16 protein-coding genes are annotated in these 15,741 nt (G+C 71.7%); 11 read left to right on the top strand and 5 right to left on the bottom strand.

The window, feature by feature from the left end; genetic code table 11:
* The first annotated feature begins 173 nt into the window (after positions 1-173).
* From sigE to ACIBM5_RS35875, 5 genes are all read left to right on the top strand, one after another.
* Positions 174-791: an RNA polymerase sigma factor SigE gene (gene sigE / locus ACIBM5_RS35895; RefSeq protein ID WP_052174094.1), complete on the top strand. Its 618-nt coding sequence runs from the start codon at positions 174-176 to the stop codon at positions 789-791.
* A gap of 104 nt (positions 792-895) precedes the next feature.
* Positions 896-1,516, top strand: coding sequence for an anti-sigma factor family protein (locus ACIBM5_RS35890; RefSeq protein WP_396010898.1), 621 nt, complete (start codon positions 896-898; stop codon positions 1,514-1,516).
* A gap of 288 nt (positions 1,517-1,804) precedes the next feature.
* A complete protein-coding gene (locus ACIBM5_RS35885; RefSeq protein ID WP_396010897.1) occupies positions 1,805-3,703 on the top strand; it encodes a trypsin-like peptidase domain-containing protein in 1,899 nt (632 codons plus the stop codon).
* A 165-nt stretch (positions 3,704-3,868) separates the two neighbouring features.
* Entirely contained in the window at positions 3,869-4,306 is a 438-nt protein-coding gene (locus ACIBM5_RS35880; protein WP_396010896.1) for a sec-independent translocase, read from the top strand.
* A 286-nt stretch (positions 4,307-4,592) separates the two neighbouring features.
* A complete protein-coding gene (locus tag ACIBM5_RS35875) occupies positions 4,593-5,237 on the top strand; it encodes a hypothetical protein (RefSeq protein WP_396010895.1) in 645 nt (214 codons plus the stop codon).
* A 161-nt stretch (positions 5,238-5,398) separates the two neighbouring features.
* Here ACIBM5_RS35875 and ACIBM5_RS35870 read toward each other — a convergent pair whose 3' ends face one another.
* Positions 5,399-6,547: an Mrp/NBP35 family ATP-binding protein gene (locus tag ACIBM5_RS35870; RefSeq protein ID WP_396010893.1), complete on the bottom strand. Its 1,149-nt coding sequence runs from the start codon at positions 6,545-6,547 to the stop codon at positions 5,399-5,401.
* A 74-nt stretch (positions 6,548-6,621) separates the two neighbouring features.
* Between ACIBM5_RS35870 and ACIBM5_RS35865 the strand changes: the two genes are divergently transcribed.
* The 3 genes from ACIBM5_RS35865 to ACIBM5_RS35855 are packed head-to-tail and all read left to right on the top strand — an operon-like array spanning position 6,622 to position 9,284.
* Complete coding sequence (locus tag ACIBM5_RS35865; protein ID WP_396010891.1) at positions 6,622-7,506, top strand: amidohydrolase family protein; 885 nt, start codon at positions 6,622-6,624, stop codon at positions 7,504-7,506.
* 43 nt (positions 7,507-7,549) lie between these two features.
* Entirely contained in the window at positions 7,550-8,026 is a 477-nt protein-coding gene (locus ACIBM5_RS35860; RefSeq protein WP_396010890.1) for a macro domain-containing protein, read from the top strand.
* Positions 8,027-8,045: 19 nt separating this feature from the next.
* A complete protein-coding gene (locus ACIBM5_RS35855) occupies positions 8,046-9,284 on the top strand; it encodes a benzoate/H(+) symporter BenE family transporter (protein WP_396010888.1) in 1,239 nt (412 codons plus the stop codon).
* Here the strand turns inward: ACIBM5_RS35855 and ACIBM5_RS35850 are convergent.
* The 3 genes from ACIBM5_RS35850 to ACIBM5_RS35840 all read right to left on the bottom strand — a co-directional run bounded on the left by ACIBM5_RS35850 (position 9,259) and on the right by ACIBM5_RS35840 (position 11,812).
* Positions 9,259-9,840 carry a TetR/AcrR family transcriptional regulator gene (locus ACIBM5_RS35850; RefSeq protein ID WP_396010887.1) on the bottom strand — a complete coding sequence of 194 codons (582 nt, stop codon included), beginning with the start codon at positions 9,838-9,840 and terminating at the stop codon, positions 9,259-9,261. The genes ACIBM5_RS35855 and ACIBM5_RS35850 overlap by 26 nt on opposite strands.
* Before the next feature lie 123 nt (positions 9,841-9,963).
* Positions 9,964-10,548 carry a DUF1003 domain-containing protein gene (locus tag ACIBM5_RS35845; protein WP_396010886.1) on the bottom strand — a complete coding sequence of 195 codons (585 nt, stop codon included), beginning with the start codon at positions 10,546-10,548 and terminating at the stop codon, positions 9,964-9,966.
* Positions 10,538-11,812, bottom strand: coding sequence for a magnesium transporter MgtE N-terminal domain-containing protein (locus tag ACIBM5_RS35840; protein WP_391586790.1), 1,275 nt, complete (start codon positions 11,810-11,812; stop codon positions 10,538-10,540). Before ACIBM5_RS35840 ends, ACIBM5_RS35845 begins: the two co-directional genes overlap by 11 nt.
* 143 nt (positions 11,813-11,955) lie before the next feature.
* On the opposite strand from ACIBM5_RS35840, the gene ACIBM5_RS35835 reads away from it, so the two are divergent.
* On the top strand, positions 11,956-12,783 hold the full coding sequence (locus tag ACIBM5_RS35835; protein WP_396010885.1) for a hypothetical protein: 828 nt from the start codon (positions 11,956-11,958) through the stop codon (positions 12,781-12,783).
* A gap of 110 nt (positions 12,784-12,893) precedes the next feature.
* On the top strand, positions 12,894-13,841 hold the full coding sequence (locus ACIBM5_RS35830; protein ID WP_396010884.1) for a hypothetical protein: 948 nt from the start codon (positions 12,894-12,896) through the stop codon (positions 13,839-13,841).
* A gap of 52 nt (positions 13,842-13,893) precedes the next feature.
* On the opposite strand, the gene ACIBM5_RS35825 is transcribed toward ACIBM5_RS35830, so the two are convergent.
* Complete coding sequence (locus tag ACIBM5_RS35825) at positions 13,894-14,493, bottom strand: hypothetical protein (RefSeq protein WP_396010883.1); 600 nt, start codon at positions 14,491-14,493, stop codon at positions 13,894-13,896.
* 115 nt (positions 14,494-14,608) lie between these two features.
* Between ACIBM5_RS35825 and ACIBM5_RS35820 the strand changes: the two genes are divergently transcribed.
* Positions 14,609-15,577 (top strand): HpcH/HpaI aldolase/citrate lyase family protein, encoded by a 969-nt coding sequence (locus ACIBM5_RS35820; RefSeq protein ID WP_391586794.1) that lies wholly within the window; start codon positions 14,609-14,611, stop codon positions 15,575-15,577.
* The last annotated feature ends 164 nt before the right edge of the window (positions 15,578-15,741 follow it).

The raw sequence follows: 15,741 nt of genomic DNA, 5'->3' as shown, positions 1-15,741 counted from the left end.
GTGAACACGAGGCTCGTGGTCTCGCGGCACCGCAGGTGGGTCGGATCCGGGCTCGGCGCCCTTATCCGGGCTTAACAGGCAGGGCGCCTATGGTGGTTGCGCTACTCGGAAGAGGAGGTGTGGCAGTGGTCGACCACCGCGGGGAACAATCCTGTACCCGCGACGCGTCGCCGATGCCGGATCACGTGGCCGAAGCCGCAAACGCAATCAGCAGCCCAGCCCAGGCCGAATGGGTCCCGCCGTCGTGGGAGGACATCGTCCGCACCCACTCCGCTCGGGTCTATCGGCTCGCCTACCGCCTCAGCGGCAACCCGCACGATGCGGACGACATCACCCAAGAGGTGTTCGTCCGAGTGTTCCGATCGTTGTCGAGCTACACGCCCGGCACGTTCGAGGGTTGGCTGCACCGCATCACCACGAACCTTTTCCTCGACATGGTTCGGCGCCGTCAGCGCATCCGCTTCGAGGGTCTGGGCGACGACGCGGGCGAACGCCTCGCCGGTCGTGAGCTCTCACCCGCGCAGGCATACGACGACGCCCACCTGGACGCGGACGTCCAGCAGGCGCTGGATGCCCTCGCCCCGGAGTTCCGCGCCGCGGTCGTGCTGTGTGACATCGAGGGCCTGTCGTACGAGGAGATCGCCACCACGCTCGGAGTGAAACTCGGGACCGTGCGCAGCCGCATTCACCGCGGCCGGTCCCAGCTCCGTGCGGCGCTGCGGCATCGTGCTCCCCGGAACAAGGCAGGCCAGGAGACGGCTGCGGAGGTCCGGACCACGGTGCGGAGATGAGGGACCGTGACCAGTGAGCCCGGCGACCGCTTGGGCAGGGGGGTAGTGAGTGCCACACGGGTGGGGCGCGCCGCGACCCGACGTGGGGCATGCGAGGTGGGGACATGAGCCACCTCGACGACAAACTCGCCGCCTATGTGGACGGTGAGCTGGGCCATGAGGCCCGGGAGAAGGTGCTGGCGCACCTCGCCGAATGCGCGGACTGTCGCGTGGAGGCCGAGGAGCAGCGCCAGGTGAAACAACTGCTCGGCAAGGTGCGGCAGCCCGGTCCGTCGGACGACCTGATGGCACGGCTGTCGGCTCTCGGCGAACCCGCCCAGGAGCCGCCTCCGCCGCCCGCGTCGGGGGACCGTTTCACCTTCCCGACCGCCGGGCGATCGGCGGCCTCGGCACGCGGGCGCTCGCGCTCGACCGGTCCGCGGGCCGGTCGGCCCGGCAACATGCCCGAGCGGGTGCGCCCGCCGGTGAGCCGACGTCGGCTGACGTTCGCCGCCGCGGGCGCGTTCTCGATGATGGCCGTCGCGCTGAGCAGCGCGTTCGTGCCGGGCGGGACCAGCGGCGGCACCGAGGGACGTCCCGCGGCGCCGGCCGTGGAGCGCTATCTCGTGGAGCAGGCCGCCACCACGACCGCACTGCCGGCGGGCTCGGCGCCCCGACGCCCCGCGCAGGTGCTGGCCGGGACACCGCTGACGGTGGCGGTCCAGCCGGAGGGTGTCCGGCACTAGGCCGAGTTCGGTACCGGGCCGTGTCCGGTACCGGGCCGGCTCCGGCTTCGCCGGTCTGCTCGCGCCGCCCGGTGTCGGCCGTCGCGGGAATCGGCGGAAACGGTTCGTCGCGGTCGGCCCGGGTGTGCGGGCCGACCGGGTGGGGCACTTTCGGCCGACCGCGCGTGCGGCGTGGTGGGGCGGGTATCCACTGCCGCCGGGACGGCACCGATCGGCACGCGCAAGACTGTGGCCGTGTCGGGGAAGCAGCAGGTGCTCGGCACACCGGGAGCGGTAGGAAGGCACACGATGAGCGACGCATACGGCCGCGGGGGAGCGGAGCCGCCGCGAGGCGACGACGCGCCGGCCGGGCCGGGACCCGATCACGACGCGGAGCCGGCGGCCTTCCCGCCCGGAGCACCGCCCTCGGCGGCGGGTGCCCGGCGGGAGGACGAGCCCGAGCCGGGTCGATCCGCCGAATCGGCCGAGCCGGCACCGGCTGCCGATGCCGGGCCGGAGACACCGGCCGGAGCATCGACCGAGACCCCGCCGGAACACCCGGCCGAGCCCGGCCCCGACGCCGAACCCGACGCGTTCCCGGCCCGGCCGTCGTTGGCCGAGCCCGACCGCCCGGTGCAGGACGCGGCGGCGGAGCAGGACGCGGCGGCCGAGGAGGCCGGCGCCCGCGACGGCGCGACCCGGTTCGGGCACGCCGCCGAGCCCGTGCCGCCCGAGCACGCCGCCGATCCGGCCACCGAGCCGGCCGCATTCGGGCCCCCGGTTCCGGATGTGCGCGAAGCGGTCACCGCCGAGGTGCCGGTGGTGCACGGGACCGCCGAGCTGCCGAGCGCGGACGATCCGGCGTACGACCCCTTCGCGCCACCTCCGCAGCCGCCCCCGCCCGCCGCGCCGACCCGGCCGCAGCCGTGGCCCGGACAGGCCGGCCCCTACGGCACCCACCCCGGCGCGGGACAGCCCGGCTACGGGCCGTACGGGCCGTACCCCTCGTATGCCCCGCAGGCGGCCTACACGCCCTATCAGGCCGTGCCGTACGGCTATCCGGTGCCGGGGGACATGACCGGCGCCGGCGGGCCGACGGAGGACCTCGGCAGGCGCTACGGGCGCCGGTTGGTGGTCTGGGCCGCGGCCATCGCGTTGGTGGCCGGACTGATCGGCGGCGGCATCGGAGCCTGGGTCGCCGATCGGCAGGACACCAAGGTCCGGCTCGGCGACCCGCCGCCCAGCGGTCCGGCTCGGGGCAAGGACACCATCGCCGGGCTCGCGGGCAGCACGCTGCCCGGCGTCGTGTACATCCACACCAAGACCGGCCGCGGCGAGGCCACCGGCACCGGCTTCGTCCTGGACACCGCCGGCGACATCCTGACCAACAACCACGTGGTCGAGGCGGCCTCCTCCGGCGGCACGATCACGGTCACCTTCAACGACGGCCAGCAGACCTCGGCGACCCTGGTCGGCCGGGACACCGGTTACGACCTCGCGGTCATCCGGGTCGCGGGCGTGCAGGGGCTGCACCCGCTGCCGCTGGGCAACTCCGACAGTGTCCAGGTCGGCGATCCGGTGATCGCCATCGGTGCGCCGTTCAACCTGGAGGGCACCGTCACCTCCGGCATCATCAGCGCCAAGGACCGCGCCGTGAGTGCGGGCAGCTCGGGCAGCGACGTGTCCTACATCAGCGCGTTGCAGACCGACGCGCCGATCAACCCGGGCAACTCCGGTGGTCCGTTGATCGATGCGGCGGGCTCGGTGATCGGGATCAACTCGGCGATCCGCTCGGCCGGCGGCGGGCAGGGCAATCCGTTCGGAGCGCAGCAGGAGGCGGGCAGCATCGGTCTCGGCTTCGCCATCCCGATCAACCAGGCGCGCCGCGTCGCGCAGCAGTTGATCGACACCGGCAAGGCGTCGCACCCGGTGATCGGCGTTTCGTTGGACGTGGCCTACCAGGGCGACGGCGCGCGGATCTCGCCGACCGACGTCAAGGGGACGCCGCCGGTCCGGGCCGGGGGACCGGCCGACCGGGCCGGCCTCAAGCCGGGCGATGTGATCAAGGCGATCGACGGCCGCAAGGTGCACGACGCCAACGAGTTGATCGTGGCGATCCGGGCCAAGGCCCCCGGCGCGGTGGTCAAGCTGACCATCGAACGGGACGGGACCGAGCGCACGGTCGACATGACCCTCGAAGCCGGATGACCCGGACATGACGTACACATGTCCGGACGGTCACATCTTCCGACGATAGGCACCAAACGGAACGTTCGATGCCGGCCGCGGCCTTCCGCTCCGGGCGTCGACGACTACTCTGAGGGGGTTCGGTCGCCCGATCGAACCCCTTCGGCGCAATCTCGTGGAGTCCAGGTGTTCGACGTCGGTGCACCCGAGATGGTCGCGCTCGTCATCCTCGCGATCGTGATCTTCGGCCCGGAGAAGCTGCCGAAGATGATCGGCGACGTGGCCCGCACCATTCGCAAGTTTCGCGAGTTCTCCTCCGGGGCCCGTGCGGATCTGAAGAAGGAACTGGGCCCGGAGTTCCAGGACATGCACCTGGAGGACCTCAACCCCAAGACGTTCGTGCGCAAGAACCTGATGGGTGACGGCGACGACGACCTGGGCATCCGGGAACTGCGCGACTCGCTCGGCAAGGACTTCGAGGAGATCAAGGGGCTGGCCGGTGGCAGCCCCTACGACCCGGACCTGCCGGACACCTCGTACAGCCCGCCGTCCTTGCAGAAGAAGACCGCCGCTTCCCGGGTCGAGCCCGGCGAACGCCCGCCGTACGACGCCGACGCGACCTGACGTCGACGCTTCCCGCGTCCGGGGTCCTTTCCGACGCGGGTTCGAGGACCGCTCCGGGCCGCCGCCGATTCCCACCCGCCGCCCGCCGCGCACGGTGCGGGGCCGCGTGCGCATTCGGGCAGTATGGAGCCGGAGTACACGGGCGGTGTGTGGTCGGTGACTCGGCGGATACATGTATCGGACGGTCGGTCCACCGGGAGTCGCCGGGGGAGGTGGGCTCCGGACATGGCGTGACCGAGGCAGCCGGCGGCGCCGCCGCGCCGCGCGAGAGGACCTGAGGCGGAGTATGGACACAATCAGCCACGCGGGCGAGGCGTTGCCCGCCGACGAGGCCGGCAAGCCCGACCTGTTGGCGGAATACCTGGGCGCGGACTTCCCCTGGTACGGCCTGGACGAGGGCTGGAACGGGCGTCGTTGGTTGGCGTCGGTGTGCAGGGGCCGGCGCGCGATCGAGTACGGCACCCTCGGCCACGGCGACCTGCCCAGCCGGCGCCCCGGTGATCCCACGCCACGCCGGTTCGTGTCCGTGGTGACCGTTCCGCGGCGACCCAAGCGGCCGGCCGGGGACGGTACCGGACAGATGGAGGCCACCTCCCGGGCGAGTGCGGCGTCACTCGCAGGGGTGGCCTTGCTCGCGGACAGTTGGCCGTGGCAGCTGGACCGGGCGACCCGGGCGGAGTGGCTGGATCAGCAGACCAACATCGCGTGGGATCTGTCCGACAACCTGACCGGCCCCGGATGGACGGACCTGGCCATCCCGGTGGACGGGGTGCCCGCGCGGTTCCGCTATCGGGAGTCGGCCTACGGCTGGGTGCTCGCGGGCGAGAGCGCGGGCGTGTACCTGGGGGTGTACGGCCGCGGCGCGAGTGCGTACGGCCTGGGCCTGTCCCGCGCGGTGGACCTGCGCACGTACGCGACGCCGGATTCGTGACTGTGCGGCGATGACCCCGGGGGCACGGGCGCGACCGGTGGAGCGGGCGCGCGTGCCCTCGGGATCATCGCGGTGGAGCCGGCATGGCCGGGCGCGCTCCGCGCACCGGCGGGGTGCCCGTGCCCGGGCGGCCCGAACCGACCGGACCGACCCGGACCGGCCTAGAAGTTGCGCAGCGGGGTCAGGCCGAGTTGGAGGCCGGAGAGCCCGCGCTCGCGTCCGCCGAGCCTGGCGGCGATCGCGCTCAGCGCGATGGCGGCGAGCGATTCCGGGGCGTCCAGCACGACCGGCTTGCCGGTGTCGCCGCCCTCGCGCAGCCGGGTGTCGATCGGGATCGAACCGAGCAGCGGGACCTTGGTGCCGGTGGCCGCGGACAGGCCGTCGGCGACCCGCTGACCACCACCGGAGCCGAACACGTCGACCATCTCGCCGCAGTGCGGGCAGGGCAGCCCGGCCATGTTCTCGATCACGCCGGCGATGGTCTGGCGCGTTTCCACGGCGATGGTGCCCGCCCGCTCGGCGACCTCGGCGGCGGCCTGCTGCGGCGTGGTCACCACCAGGATCTCCGCGTTGGGGACCAACTGCGCGACCGAGATGGCGATGTCGCCGGTGCCCGGCGGGAGGTCGAGCAACAGCACGTCCAGGTCGCCCCAGTAGACGTCGGCGAGGAACTGCTGGAGTGCGCGGTGCAACATCGGGCCGCGCCACACCACCGGGGTGTTGCCCGGGGTGAACATGCCGATCGAGATCACCTTCACGCCCTGTGCCGACGGCGGCATGATCATGTTCTCGACCTGGGTGGGCTTGCCCTCCACGCCGAGCATGCGCGGTACCGAGTGGCCGTAGATGTCCGCGTCCACGATGCCGACCTTGAGGCCCTGGGCGACCATCGAGGCGGCCAGGTTCACGGTCACCGACGACTTGCCGACGCCGCCCTTGCCGGATGCCACGGCGTACACGCGGGTGAGCGAGCCGGGCCGGGCGAACGGCACCTCGCGCTCGGCCTGGCCGCCGCGCAGGTTGCTCGCGAGTTCCTTGCGTTGTGCGTCGCTCATCACGTCGAGCTCGACCCGGACCGCGGTCACGCCGGGCAGGGCGCCGACCGCCGTCTCGACCCGGCTGATGATCGTCTCGCGCATCGGGCAGCCGCTGACGGTCAGGAACACCCCGACCTCGACCCGCCCGTCGGCGTGGATCTCGACGGATTTGACCATGCCCAATTCGGTGATGGGCCGGTGGATCTCGGGGTCCTGGACGGTCGCCAGCGCATCCTGGACGTCGTCCGCCGAGGGCAGGGTTGCAGAAGCCATACCGTGAGCTTACGACGCCCTCGGCAAAAGACTTCGAGAGCATCGACCTCCGAGCCGGATGGGGTGGTGGCCGCGTGACGACGGTGGCCGAGGAGACGCGAGTGGCCCGGTTCCGCCGGGAGCTGGGCCTGGCGTCGTTGATCGACGTGCACACGCACTTCATGCCCAAGCAGGTGCTGGACAAGGTGTGGGCCTACTTCGACGCGGCCGGCCCGCTGATCGGTCGGCCCTGGCCGATCACCTATCGGCTCGACGAGGACGAACGGGTCGCCAGGCTGCGCGCATTCGGCGTGTCGGCGTTCACCTCGATGCTGTATCCGCACAAGCCCGGGATGGCCGCGTGGCTGAACGCGTGGGCGCGCGAGTTCGCCGCGCGCACCCCGGACTGCCTGCACACGGCGACCTTCTTCGCCGAACCGGGCGCGGGGAAGTACGTGCGCGAGGCGATCGAGTCGGGGGCGGTCGTGTTCAAGGCGCACGTCCAGGTCGGTGGGTACGACCCGACCGATCCGCTCCTGGCGGACGTGTGGGGCACGCTCGCGGACGCGGGGGTGCCGGTGGTCGCGCACTGCGGGTCGGGGCCGGTGCCGGGCGCGCACACCGGGCCCGGGCCCGTCTCGCGGGTACTGGCCCGACACCCGCGGCTGCGGCTGATCGTCGCGCACATGGGGATGCCGGAGTACGGCGAGTTCCTGGATCTCGCGGACCGCCACGAGGGCGTGCACTTGGACACCACGATGGCCTTCACCGACTTCGTCGAGGAGTTCACCCCGTTCCCGCCCGCCGATCGGGTTCGACTGCGGGACGCGGCGGACCGGATCCTGTGGGGCAGCGACTTCCCGAACATCCCCTACGGCTACGCGCACGCGCTCGACGCGCTGACCCGGCTCGACCTGGGCGACGACTGGCTGCGGGCGGTCTGCCACGACAACGCGGCGCGCCTGTTCGGCCGGCCGTGAAACCGGTGTCACGGCGTCGGTGCAGGCGGTTAGCGTGCCGCGCATGGCGACCGTCGCGTATGTCCGAGGAGACGCCACCACGCCGCTGGGCAAGGGCGTCAAGGTGATCGCGCACGTCTGCAACGACCAGGGCGGGTGGGGCAAGGGCTTCGTGCTCGCGCTGTCCGGGCGATGGCCCGAGCCGGAGCGGGACTACCGGCGATGGCATCGCGAGCGGGCGCACAACGATTTCGGGCTCGGCGCGGTGCGCCTGGTCCGGGTGGACACCTACCTGTGGGTGGCCAACATGATCGGCCAACACGGCATGCGCACCGGCAGCAAGGGACCGCCGGTGCGCTACGACGCGATCGATCGGGCGCTGACCGAACTCGGCCGCCGGGCGCTCGAACTCGGGGCATCGGTCCACATGCCGCGAATTGGCTGTGGTCTGGCGGGGGGCAACTGGGGCAGGGTGGAGCCGCTCGTCCTCGAACGGTTGAGCGCGTGCGGTGTCCAGGTCACCGTCTACGACCACGATTGAGCACGAGGCGAGGCGCCGGGTGAGTACGGGGACCACGACGAACACCGAGCCGGCGGCGTCCGCGACCGCGCCGAACCTGTGGCGGGACGCGTCCTTCTCGGCCGTGCTCGCCGGTCTGATCGCGGTGCTGGTCTCCTACTCGGGGCCGCTGGTGATCGTGCTGACCGCGGCGTCCGCCGGCGGGCTGACCGCCGAGCAGACCGGCTCGTGGGTCTGGGCGCTGTCCATCGGCAGCGGGCTGACCTGCCTGGGCCTGAGCCTGTACACCCGGATGCCGATCGTCACCGCGTGGTCCACCCCGGGCGCCGCACTGCTGGTGACCAGCCTGGGCTCGTACTCGTATCCCGAGGCGATCGGCGCGTTCGTGGTCACCGGTGTGCTGATCACGGTGATCGGGGTGACCGGCGTGTTCGGCCGGTTGATGCGGCGGGTGCCGGCCGCGGTGGTGTCCGCGATGCTGGCCGGGATCCTGTTCTCGTTCGGTACCGGGGTGTTCACGTCGGTCCGGACCGCGCCCTGGATCGGCGGCGGCGTGCTGCTCGCCTACCTGGTCGGGAAGCGGTTCCTCGCGCGCTACGCGGTACTGGTCGCGTTGGTGGTCGGGGTGGCCTGCGCGGCGGCGACCTCGCGGCTGCACGTGCACATCGACACGTTCGAGATCGCGCGTCCGGAGTGGACCACGCCGCACCTGTCGGTGCCGGCCCTGATCGGGATCGCGGTGCCGCTCCTGGTGGCCACCCTCGCGTCGCAGAACGCGCCCGGGATGGGGGTGTTGGCCGCGTCCGGCTATGCGCCGAACGACCGGGTGCTGATCGGCTCGACCGGGGCGGTGTCCACGCTGCTCGCCCCGTTCGGGTCGCACGCGATCAACCTGGCCGCGATCACCGCCGCGATCTGTACCGGCCCCGAGGCGCACCACGACCCCCGCAGGCGCTACGTCGCGGGGGTCTCGTGCGGCGTCTTCTACCTGGTCGTGGGCATGTTCGGGTCGACCCTGGTGGCCCTGTTCGCGGGCCTGCCCAAGGAACTGGTCGCCGCGGTGGCGGGCGTGGCGCTGTTCGGCGCGCTGGCGAGCGGCCTCACCGGCGCGATGGCCGACGACGAGCACCGCGAGGCGGCGCTGATCACCTTCCTGGCCACCGCGTCCGGGGTCACCATCGGCGGGATCGGGTCCGCGTTCTGGGGACTGATCGCGGGTGTCCTGGCCCACCTGGTGCTGTCCGGCGGCCGGTTCAGCCGGTCGGGTTCGCGGTCATGAGCACGCGCATGCCCTCGGCGAGATCCCGGCCGGTGGGGGCGTTCTCCGGGGCGAACATCCACTGACTGACCACGCCCACCAGGAGCGCCTGACACAGCGCCCCGACCGTGCCGGTGAGGTGCTCGTTGCCCTCCTCGGGTACGCCCAGGAAGATCGAGGCCAGCCCGGAGCGGCCGTCGTTCTGCGCCGCGGCGAGCACCTTGTGGATCTCCGGCAGCTCGTCGAGATGGGCCAGGATCTCGAAATTGGCCGCCCACATCATCCGGTGCGCCTCCATCAGGTCGATCACGCGCGTCCAGATCGCCTCGAAGCGCTCCAGCGGCGCGGTCTGGCTGCCCACGGCGTCGGCCAGCGCGTCGGCCAGTTCCGCGCCCCACCCCTCGATCGACTCCAGCAGCGCCTGCTGCATCAGCGCGTCCTTGGACCCGTAGTGGTAGCCGATCGATCCGAGGTTGGTTCCCGACGCGGCGACGATGTCGCGCGCGGTGGTGCGCATGTAGCCCTTCTCGTACAGACAACGTTTGGCTCCGGCCAGCAGGTCTTCGCGATGTCCCATGAAGTGATCGTAACCCCGTGCTAGACAATTGTCTTATACAAATGACTGATACACTTGTATAAAAAGATGCCGAGGCCGGACGACACCCCGGATCCGGCGGCGCCGGCGGACCCGGTCCTCGGCTCAGGAGTGCTCGGGGTCCGGCGGGGGCTGCTGCCGGGTCAGGTGCGCGTCGGTCACGTTGCGGCCCATCAGCCACCCGTCGGTCTCCCGACGCTCGTCCAACTCCTTGAGCATGGACTGGAGTTCCGAGCGCAGGAAGTCGCGGGTGGCGACCTCGCCGAGGGCGATCCGCAGCGCCGCGACCTCGCGGGTCAGGTATTCGGTGTCCGCGATGTTGCGCTCGTTGCGGGCCCGGTCCTGCTCCAGGTTGACCCGGTCCCGGTCGTCCTGTCGGTTCTGTGCGAGCAGGATCAGCGGCGCCGCGTAGGACGCCTGGAGGGACAGCGCCAGGGTGAGGAAGATGAACGGGTACTCGTCGAAGCGCAGCGCCGGCGGCACGAAGATGTTCCAGGCGATCCACACGATCACCGTGGCGGTCATGTAGACCAGGAACCGACCGGTGCCCAGGAACCGGGCGATCCGCTCGGAGAACCGGCCGAACGCCTCCGGGTCGTACGCGGGCAGCAGCGGACGCCGCCGCGGGTCGCGCGGTTGATCCAGGCGCGGGCGGCGGCGCTTGTCGGTGCTCGTGCTCTCACGTGCCACGGCGGACACCCCCGTCTCCGTGTATGGCACCCTCGCGCCAGTCCTCGGGCAGCAGGTGGTCGAGCACGTCGTCGACGGTGACCGCGCCGAGCAGGTGGTCGTCCTCGTCCACCACGGGCGCGGCGACCATGTTGTACGCGGCCAGGAAGCTGGTCACCTCGGCGAGCGGGGTGTCCGGCCGCAGCGGCATCAGGTCGGTGTCCAGGACCGCGCCGACCAGGGTGAACGGCGGATCGCGCAGCAGCCGCTGGAAGTGCACCGTGCCCAGATACTTGCCGGTCGGCGTCTCGGTCGGCGGCCGGCAGACGTAGACCTGGCTCGCCAGGGCCGGCGACAGGTCGGAGTTGCGCACGTGCGCGAGCGCCTCGGCGATCGTGGCGCCCGGTTCCAGGACGATCGGCTCGGTGGTCATCATGCCGCCGGCGGTGTCCTCGACGTAGGTCAGCAGGCGGCGTACGTCCTCCGCCTCCTCGGGCTCCATCAGGCCGAGCAGGCGTTCCGCGGTGTCCTCGGGCAGCTCGGAGATCAGGTCGGCCGCGTCGTCCGGGTCCATCGCCTCCAGCACGTCGGCCGCGCGTTCCTCCTGGAGCTGGCCCAGGATCTCGACCTGGTCGTCCTCGGGCAGTTCCTCCAGCACGTCCGCGAGGCGGTCGTCGTCCAGCGCCGCGGCCACCTCGGCGCGGCGCTTGGCGGACAGGTTGTGCAGCACGTTCGCCAGGTCGGCGGGTCGCAGCTGCTCGAAGGTGGCGAGCAGGTTGGCCGCGCCCTGCTGATCCTCCGGACGCTCGAAGCCGACCACCGCGTTCCAGTCGACGGTGATCGTCTCGCCGCGCCGCCGGCGCAGCCCGGAGGTGCCGCCCTTTTGCACGAACAGCTTGGAGATCAACCAGTCGCGACCGCGCCCGAGCGCCATCGCGACGTCCAGGACGGTCACCGCCTCGTCGTTCTCGGCGAGGGTCACCCGGCGGTCCAGCATCTCGGCGAGCACCAGCGTCTCGCTCGGCCGCTGCTCGAAGCGGCGCATGTTGACCAGCCCGGTGGTGATCACCTCGCCGGTCTCCACACTGGTCACCCGGGTCATCGGTACGAAGATCCGCCGGCGGGTGGCCACCTCGACCACCAGGCCGAGCACGCGCGGGGGGAGCTGGGCGGTACGCAGCATCACCACCACGTCGCGCAGCCGGCCGACGTGGTCGCCGTTGGGGTCGAACACGGCCACGCCGGCCAGGTGCGAGATGAACACTCGCCCGGATGACGCACCCATGCCGTGGTCCCTCCGTCGCCGATGTGTACGTCCGCGTTGGCCGATCCGCGCGGTCACTCCGCGGGTGCCCCGGACGGCCCAGGCTACCGGTGAAGGTGGGCATGATCACGACACCCGGTGCCCGGCTCAGTACAGTGCCGCCCGTGCGCTTGCCTCAGACGAAGACCACGATCGCCCTCCTGGCCGCCTGTGTCCTCACCGGCACGGCGTGTTCGAAGGAGGAGACCGGGCTCGGTACGGAGTCCGCGGACTCCATCGCCGGCAAGTCCAAGGCGGCTGCCGCGCGGGCCGGCGCCGTCCACGTGCAGGGCGTGTGGAAGATCCAGAGCCAAGAGTTCCGGATCGACCTGCGGCTCAAGCGCGAGGGCGGGGTGGGCACCGTGGTCACCGCGGACAGCACCATCGAATTGCTGCGGATCAACGAGGACCTGTTCGTGCGCGGCGACGCCCGGCTCTATCAGGGGCGGGACGGTCGCGGCGGGGCCGATGTGGAACAGTCGGCCCAGGCGCTGCGGGACAAGTTCGTCAAGGTTCCGCCCGCCGATCCCAGTTATGCCCGACTGTCCGGGTTCACCCGGATGCAGGACATGATGACCGACCTGATCCGGCTCAACGGCAAGCTCAAGAAGGACGGTCGGGAGAAGGTGCGCGGAGCCGAGTCGCTCAAGCTCGTCGCGGACCGAGGTCGCGGCGGCGAACTGCGGGTGGCCCTGCACGGAGTGCCGTTCCCGCTCAAGTACATTCCGTCGCCCGGCGGGGGAGCGCTCGAACTCTTCGAATTCGACCAGGACTTCCCGCTCGTGTTGCCCAAGGCCGAGGATACGGTCGACTACGGCACGCTGACCGACGGCAAGGAGCCGTCGGACAAGCCCCCGGTCAAGCCGTCGGACAAGCCGTCCGACAAACCCTCCGGCAGGCCGTCGGACAAACCCTCGGGCAACCCCGACGGGTTGGTGCCGGGCACCGACTGAGGCGGGCGATTCCGGCTCCGGGATACCGTTTCCGGCAGGACGTCGACGCGCCCGGGCGTCGACTCGGGTCAGCGAACCAACGAGACATCGAACGACGAGGGAACCCAACGGTGGATCACGTGCGGCGCGGCTTCGTGGTGGCTACGGCTGTATCGGTCACGGTGCTGGCCGCCGGGTGTAGTGCGGGACGACCCGCACACCGCTCGTGGCAGGCACCGGTGGACGAACCGACGGCGGGTGCGCCGCTCGGCAACCAGGTGGACAACCTGGATCCGGCGGCGATCCTGCAGCGCGCCCAGGCCGCGACGGCGGGGGCGAAGTCGGTGCACGTCAAGGGGGAGTTGACGGTCCCGGGCGCGGCCGGCAAGCCGGCCAAGCCGTTCAGCGTGGACATGCGCTTCACCAGCACCGGCAGCGAGGGCCAGATCGTCGAGGACACCACGACCGCCTACGTCACCCGGGTGCAGAACCAGGTCTGGTTCCGAGGCGACGCGAAGTTCTGGTCCAAGGTCGAGGGCACCACCACCGAGGTGGCCAACCACGACAAGTACGTACAGGTCCCCACCTCCGGGGACAAGAAATACGACGGCCTCGTGGAGAACACCTACGTCGAGCGGCTGACCAACAAGCTGATGGGCAAGCCGGGCAAGCTGGAGAAGGGCCCGGTCAAGCAGGTCAACGGGCACAAGGCGATCGCGCTGGAGAACCGGACGCCGGGCACCGGCGGCACCATCTGGGTGGCCGTCGAGGGCGCCCCGTACCTGTTGCGGATGGAGTCGGCCCCGGACGCCAAGCAGGCCGGCGCGTTCGATTTCCTCGGCTACGGCGAGCGGGTCATCGTGCACGCGCCGGATCCCAAGGAGGTGGTGGACAAGGGCCTGCCCACCCAGGGCCGCCCGACCGGCGGCAACGGTTCCTCGTCCGGCCCCGGCGGCACCTCGACGCGTCCTCCGAACGGCACGCCCTCCACCTCCACCACGCGCCGCCCGGACATCGGCCGGGTGAGCAAGCCGCCGGTGCCCACCGGGCTCAGGAGCGACCCGCTGCTGTTCTCCTGAGGGCTCCGGCCGGATTTCGGCCGGGTGGTCGCCGGCTCGCGGCCTCCCGGGCTCAGCCGCCGCGGCGGCGCAGCCGGCCGATGGACAGATTGAACGGCGAGGCTCCGCGGGTCACCGCGGGCGAACCGATCGGCACCGTGCGGCCCGCGTCCCGGGGCACGGAGCGCGCCGAGCCGGTCGGGGTGAGCCGGATCAGGTCGCACTCGCGCGCCCAGCGGGCCGGCTGCTCCTCGCCGTCCGGCGCGTTCAACCGGGCCGCGTGCAGGGCCAGCACGGCCGGCTCGTACGCCGGGTCGTCCGGTGTGACCACGGCGACCTCGGCGGTCCACCCGGGCAGCCGGCCGCCCTTGTCCTTGCTGCGCATGTCCACGAGCGCCCGGTCGGCCTCGGCCAGGCCGGGTACGAACTGCTCGACGGCGCCGTCCTCGCGGGCGTTCACCAGCCACGACGAACCGTCCAGCCACACGTGCCAGACCGGGCGGGGCGGGGTGGTGCCCACGGTGAGCCAGAGCAGGCCGGACTTCTTCGCGCCTTCTTCGAGCAGCGCGCCTTCTTCGAGCCGTGCACCCTCTTCGAGCCGCGCCGCTTCGTCGGGCGACGCGCCCTGCCCGCGCGGCGTGTTCGCTCCCGGGAGTGGGTCGGTGTCCGTCATGGGCCACAGCGTCCCACAACGCGCGGTCGCGGAACGTGCGCCACCTCATAGCCCGGGTGGGGTGACCCGTCGGTAACCTGACCGCACGATCCGCAGCACTGGGAGGACCAGACACATGGCCGCCACATCGCGTAGCTTGCGTTCCCGCCGTTCCTGTATGGCTGTGCCCGGCAGCAACCCGCGCTTCATCGAGAAGGCGCAGGGGCTCCCGGTCGACCAGGTGTTCCTCGACCTCGAGGACGCCTGCGCCCCACTCGCGAAGGAGGGCGCGCGACACACCATCGTCGACGCGCTGAACAACGGCGACTGGGGCAATCGCATCCGCGTCGTGCGGGTCAACGACTGGACCACGCACTGGACCTACCGCGACGTGGTCACCGTCGTGGAGGGCGCGGGGGCCAACCTCGACGCCATCATGCTGCCGAAGGTCCAGGACGCAGGCCAGGTCAAGGCGTTGGACCTGCTGCTCACCCAGATCGAGAAGACGGTCGGCCTGGAGGTCGGCCGGATCGGCATCGAGGCGCAGATCGAGAACGCCCGCGGCCTGGTGAACGTGGACGAGATCGCCGCCGCGTCGCCGCGCGTGGAGACGATCATCTTCGGCCCGGCCGACTTCATGGCGTCGATCAACATGAAGTCCCTCGTGGTCGGCGAGCAGCCGCCCGGCTACGACACCGGCGACGCGTACCACTACATCCTGATGCGCATCCTGATGGCCGCGCGGGCCAACGACCTCCAGGCGATCGACGGCCCGTACCTCCAGATCAAGGAGGTGGACGGGTTCCGTCGGGTGGCCGGCCGCTCGGCCGCGCTGGGCTTCGACGGCAAGTGGGTGCTGCACCCCGGCCAGATCGACGCCGCGAACGAGCTGTACTCGCCGACCCAGGCCGACTACGACCACGCCGAGATGATCCTCGACGCGTACGACTGGTGCACCTCGGCCGAGGGCGGGATGAAGGGCGCCGCGATGCTCGGTGACGAGATGATCGACGAGGCGTCGCGCAAGATGGCCCTGGTGATCTCGGCCAAGGGCCGTGCCGCGGGCATGCAGCGCACGCAGAAGTTCGAGGCCCCCAAGGGCTGAGGCCGCACCGGCGGACCGGTCCGGAGCCGGGCCGGTCCGCCGGGTCCGGCCGAGGTCGGGGACGCGGGGAAGGGGGGGGGGGGGGGGGGGGCCCCCCCCCCCGCCCACGGGCGGGGTGGGGCGGGGGGGGGGGGGGGGGCCCCCCCCCCCACGGGGCGAGCCCC

Source organism: Embleya sp. NPDC050493 (genome assembly GCF_044458105.1).
Taxonomy (GTDB): domain Bacteria; phylum Actinomycetota; class Actinomycetes; order Streptomycetales; family Streptomycetaceae; genus Embleya.
This window is presented reverse-complemented; position numbering and strand designations above follow the sequence as displayed.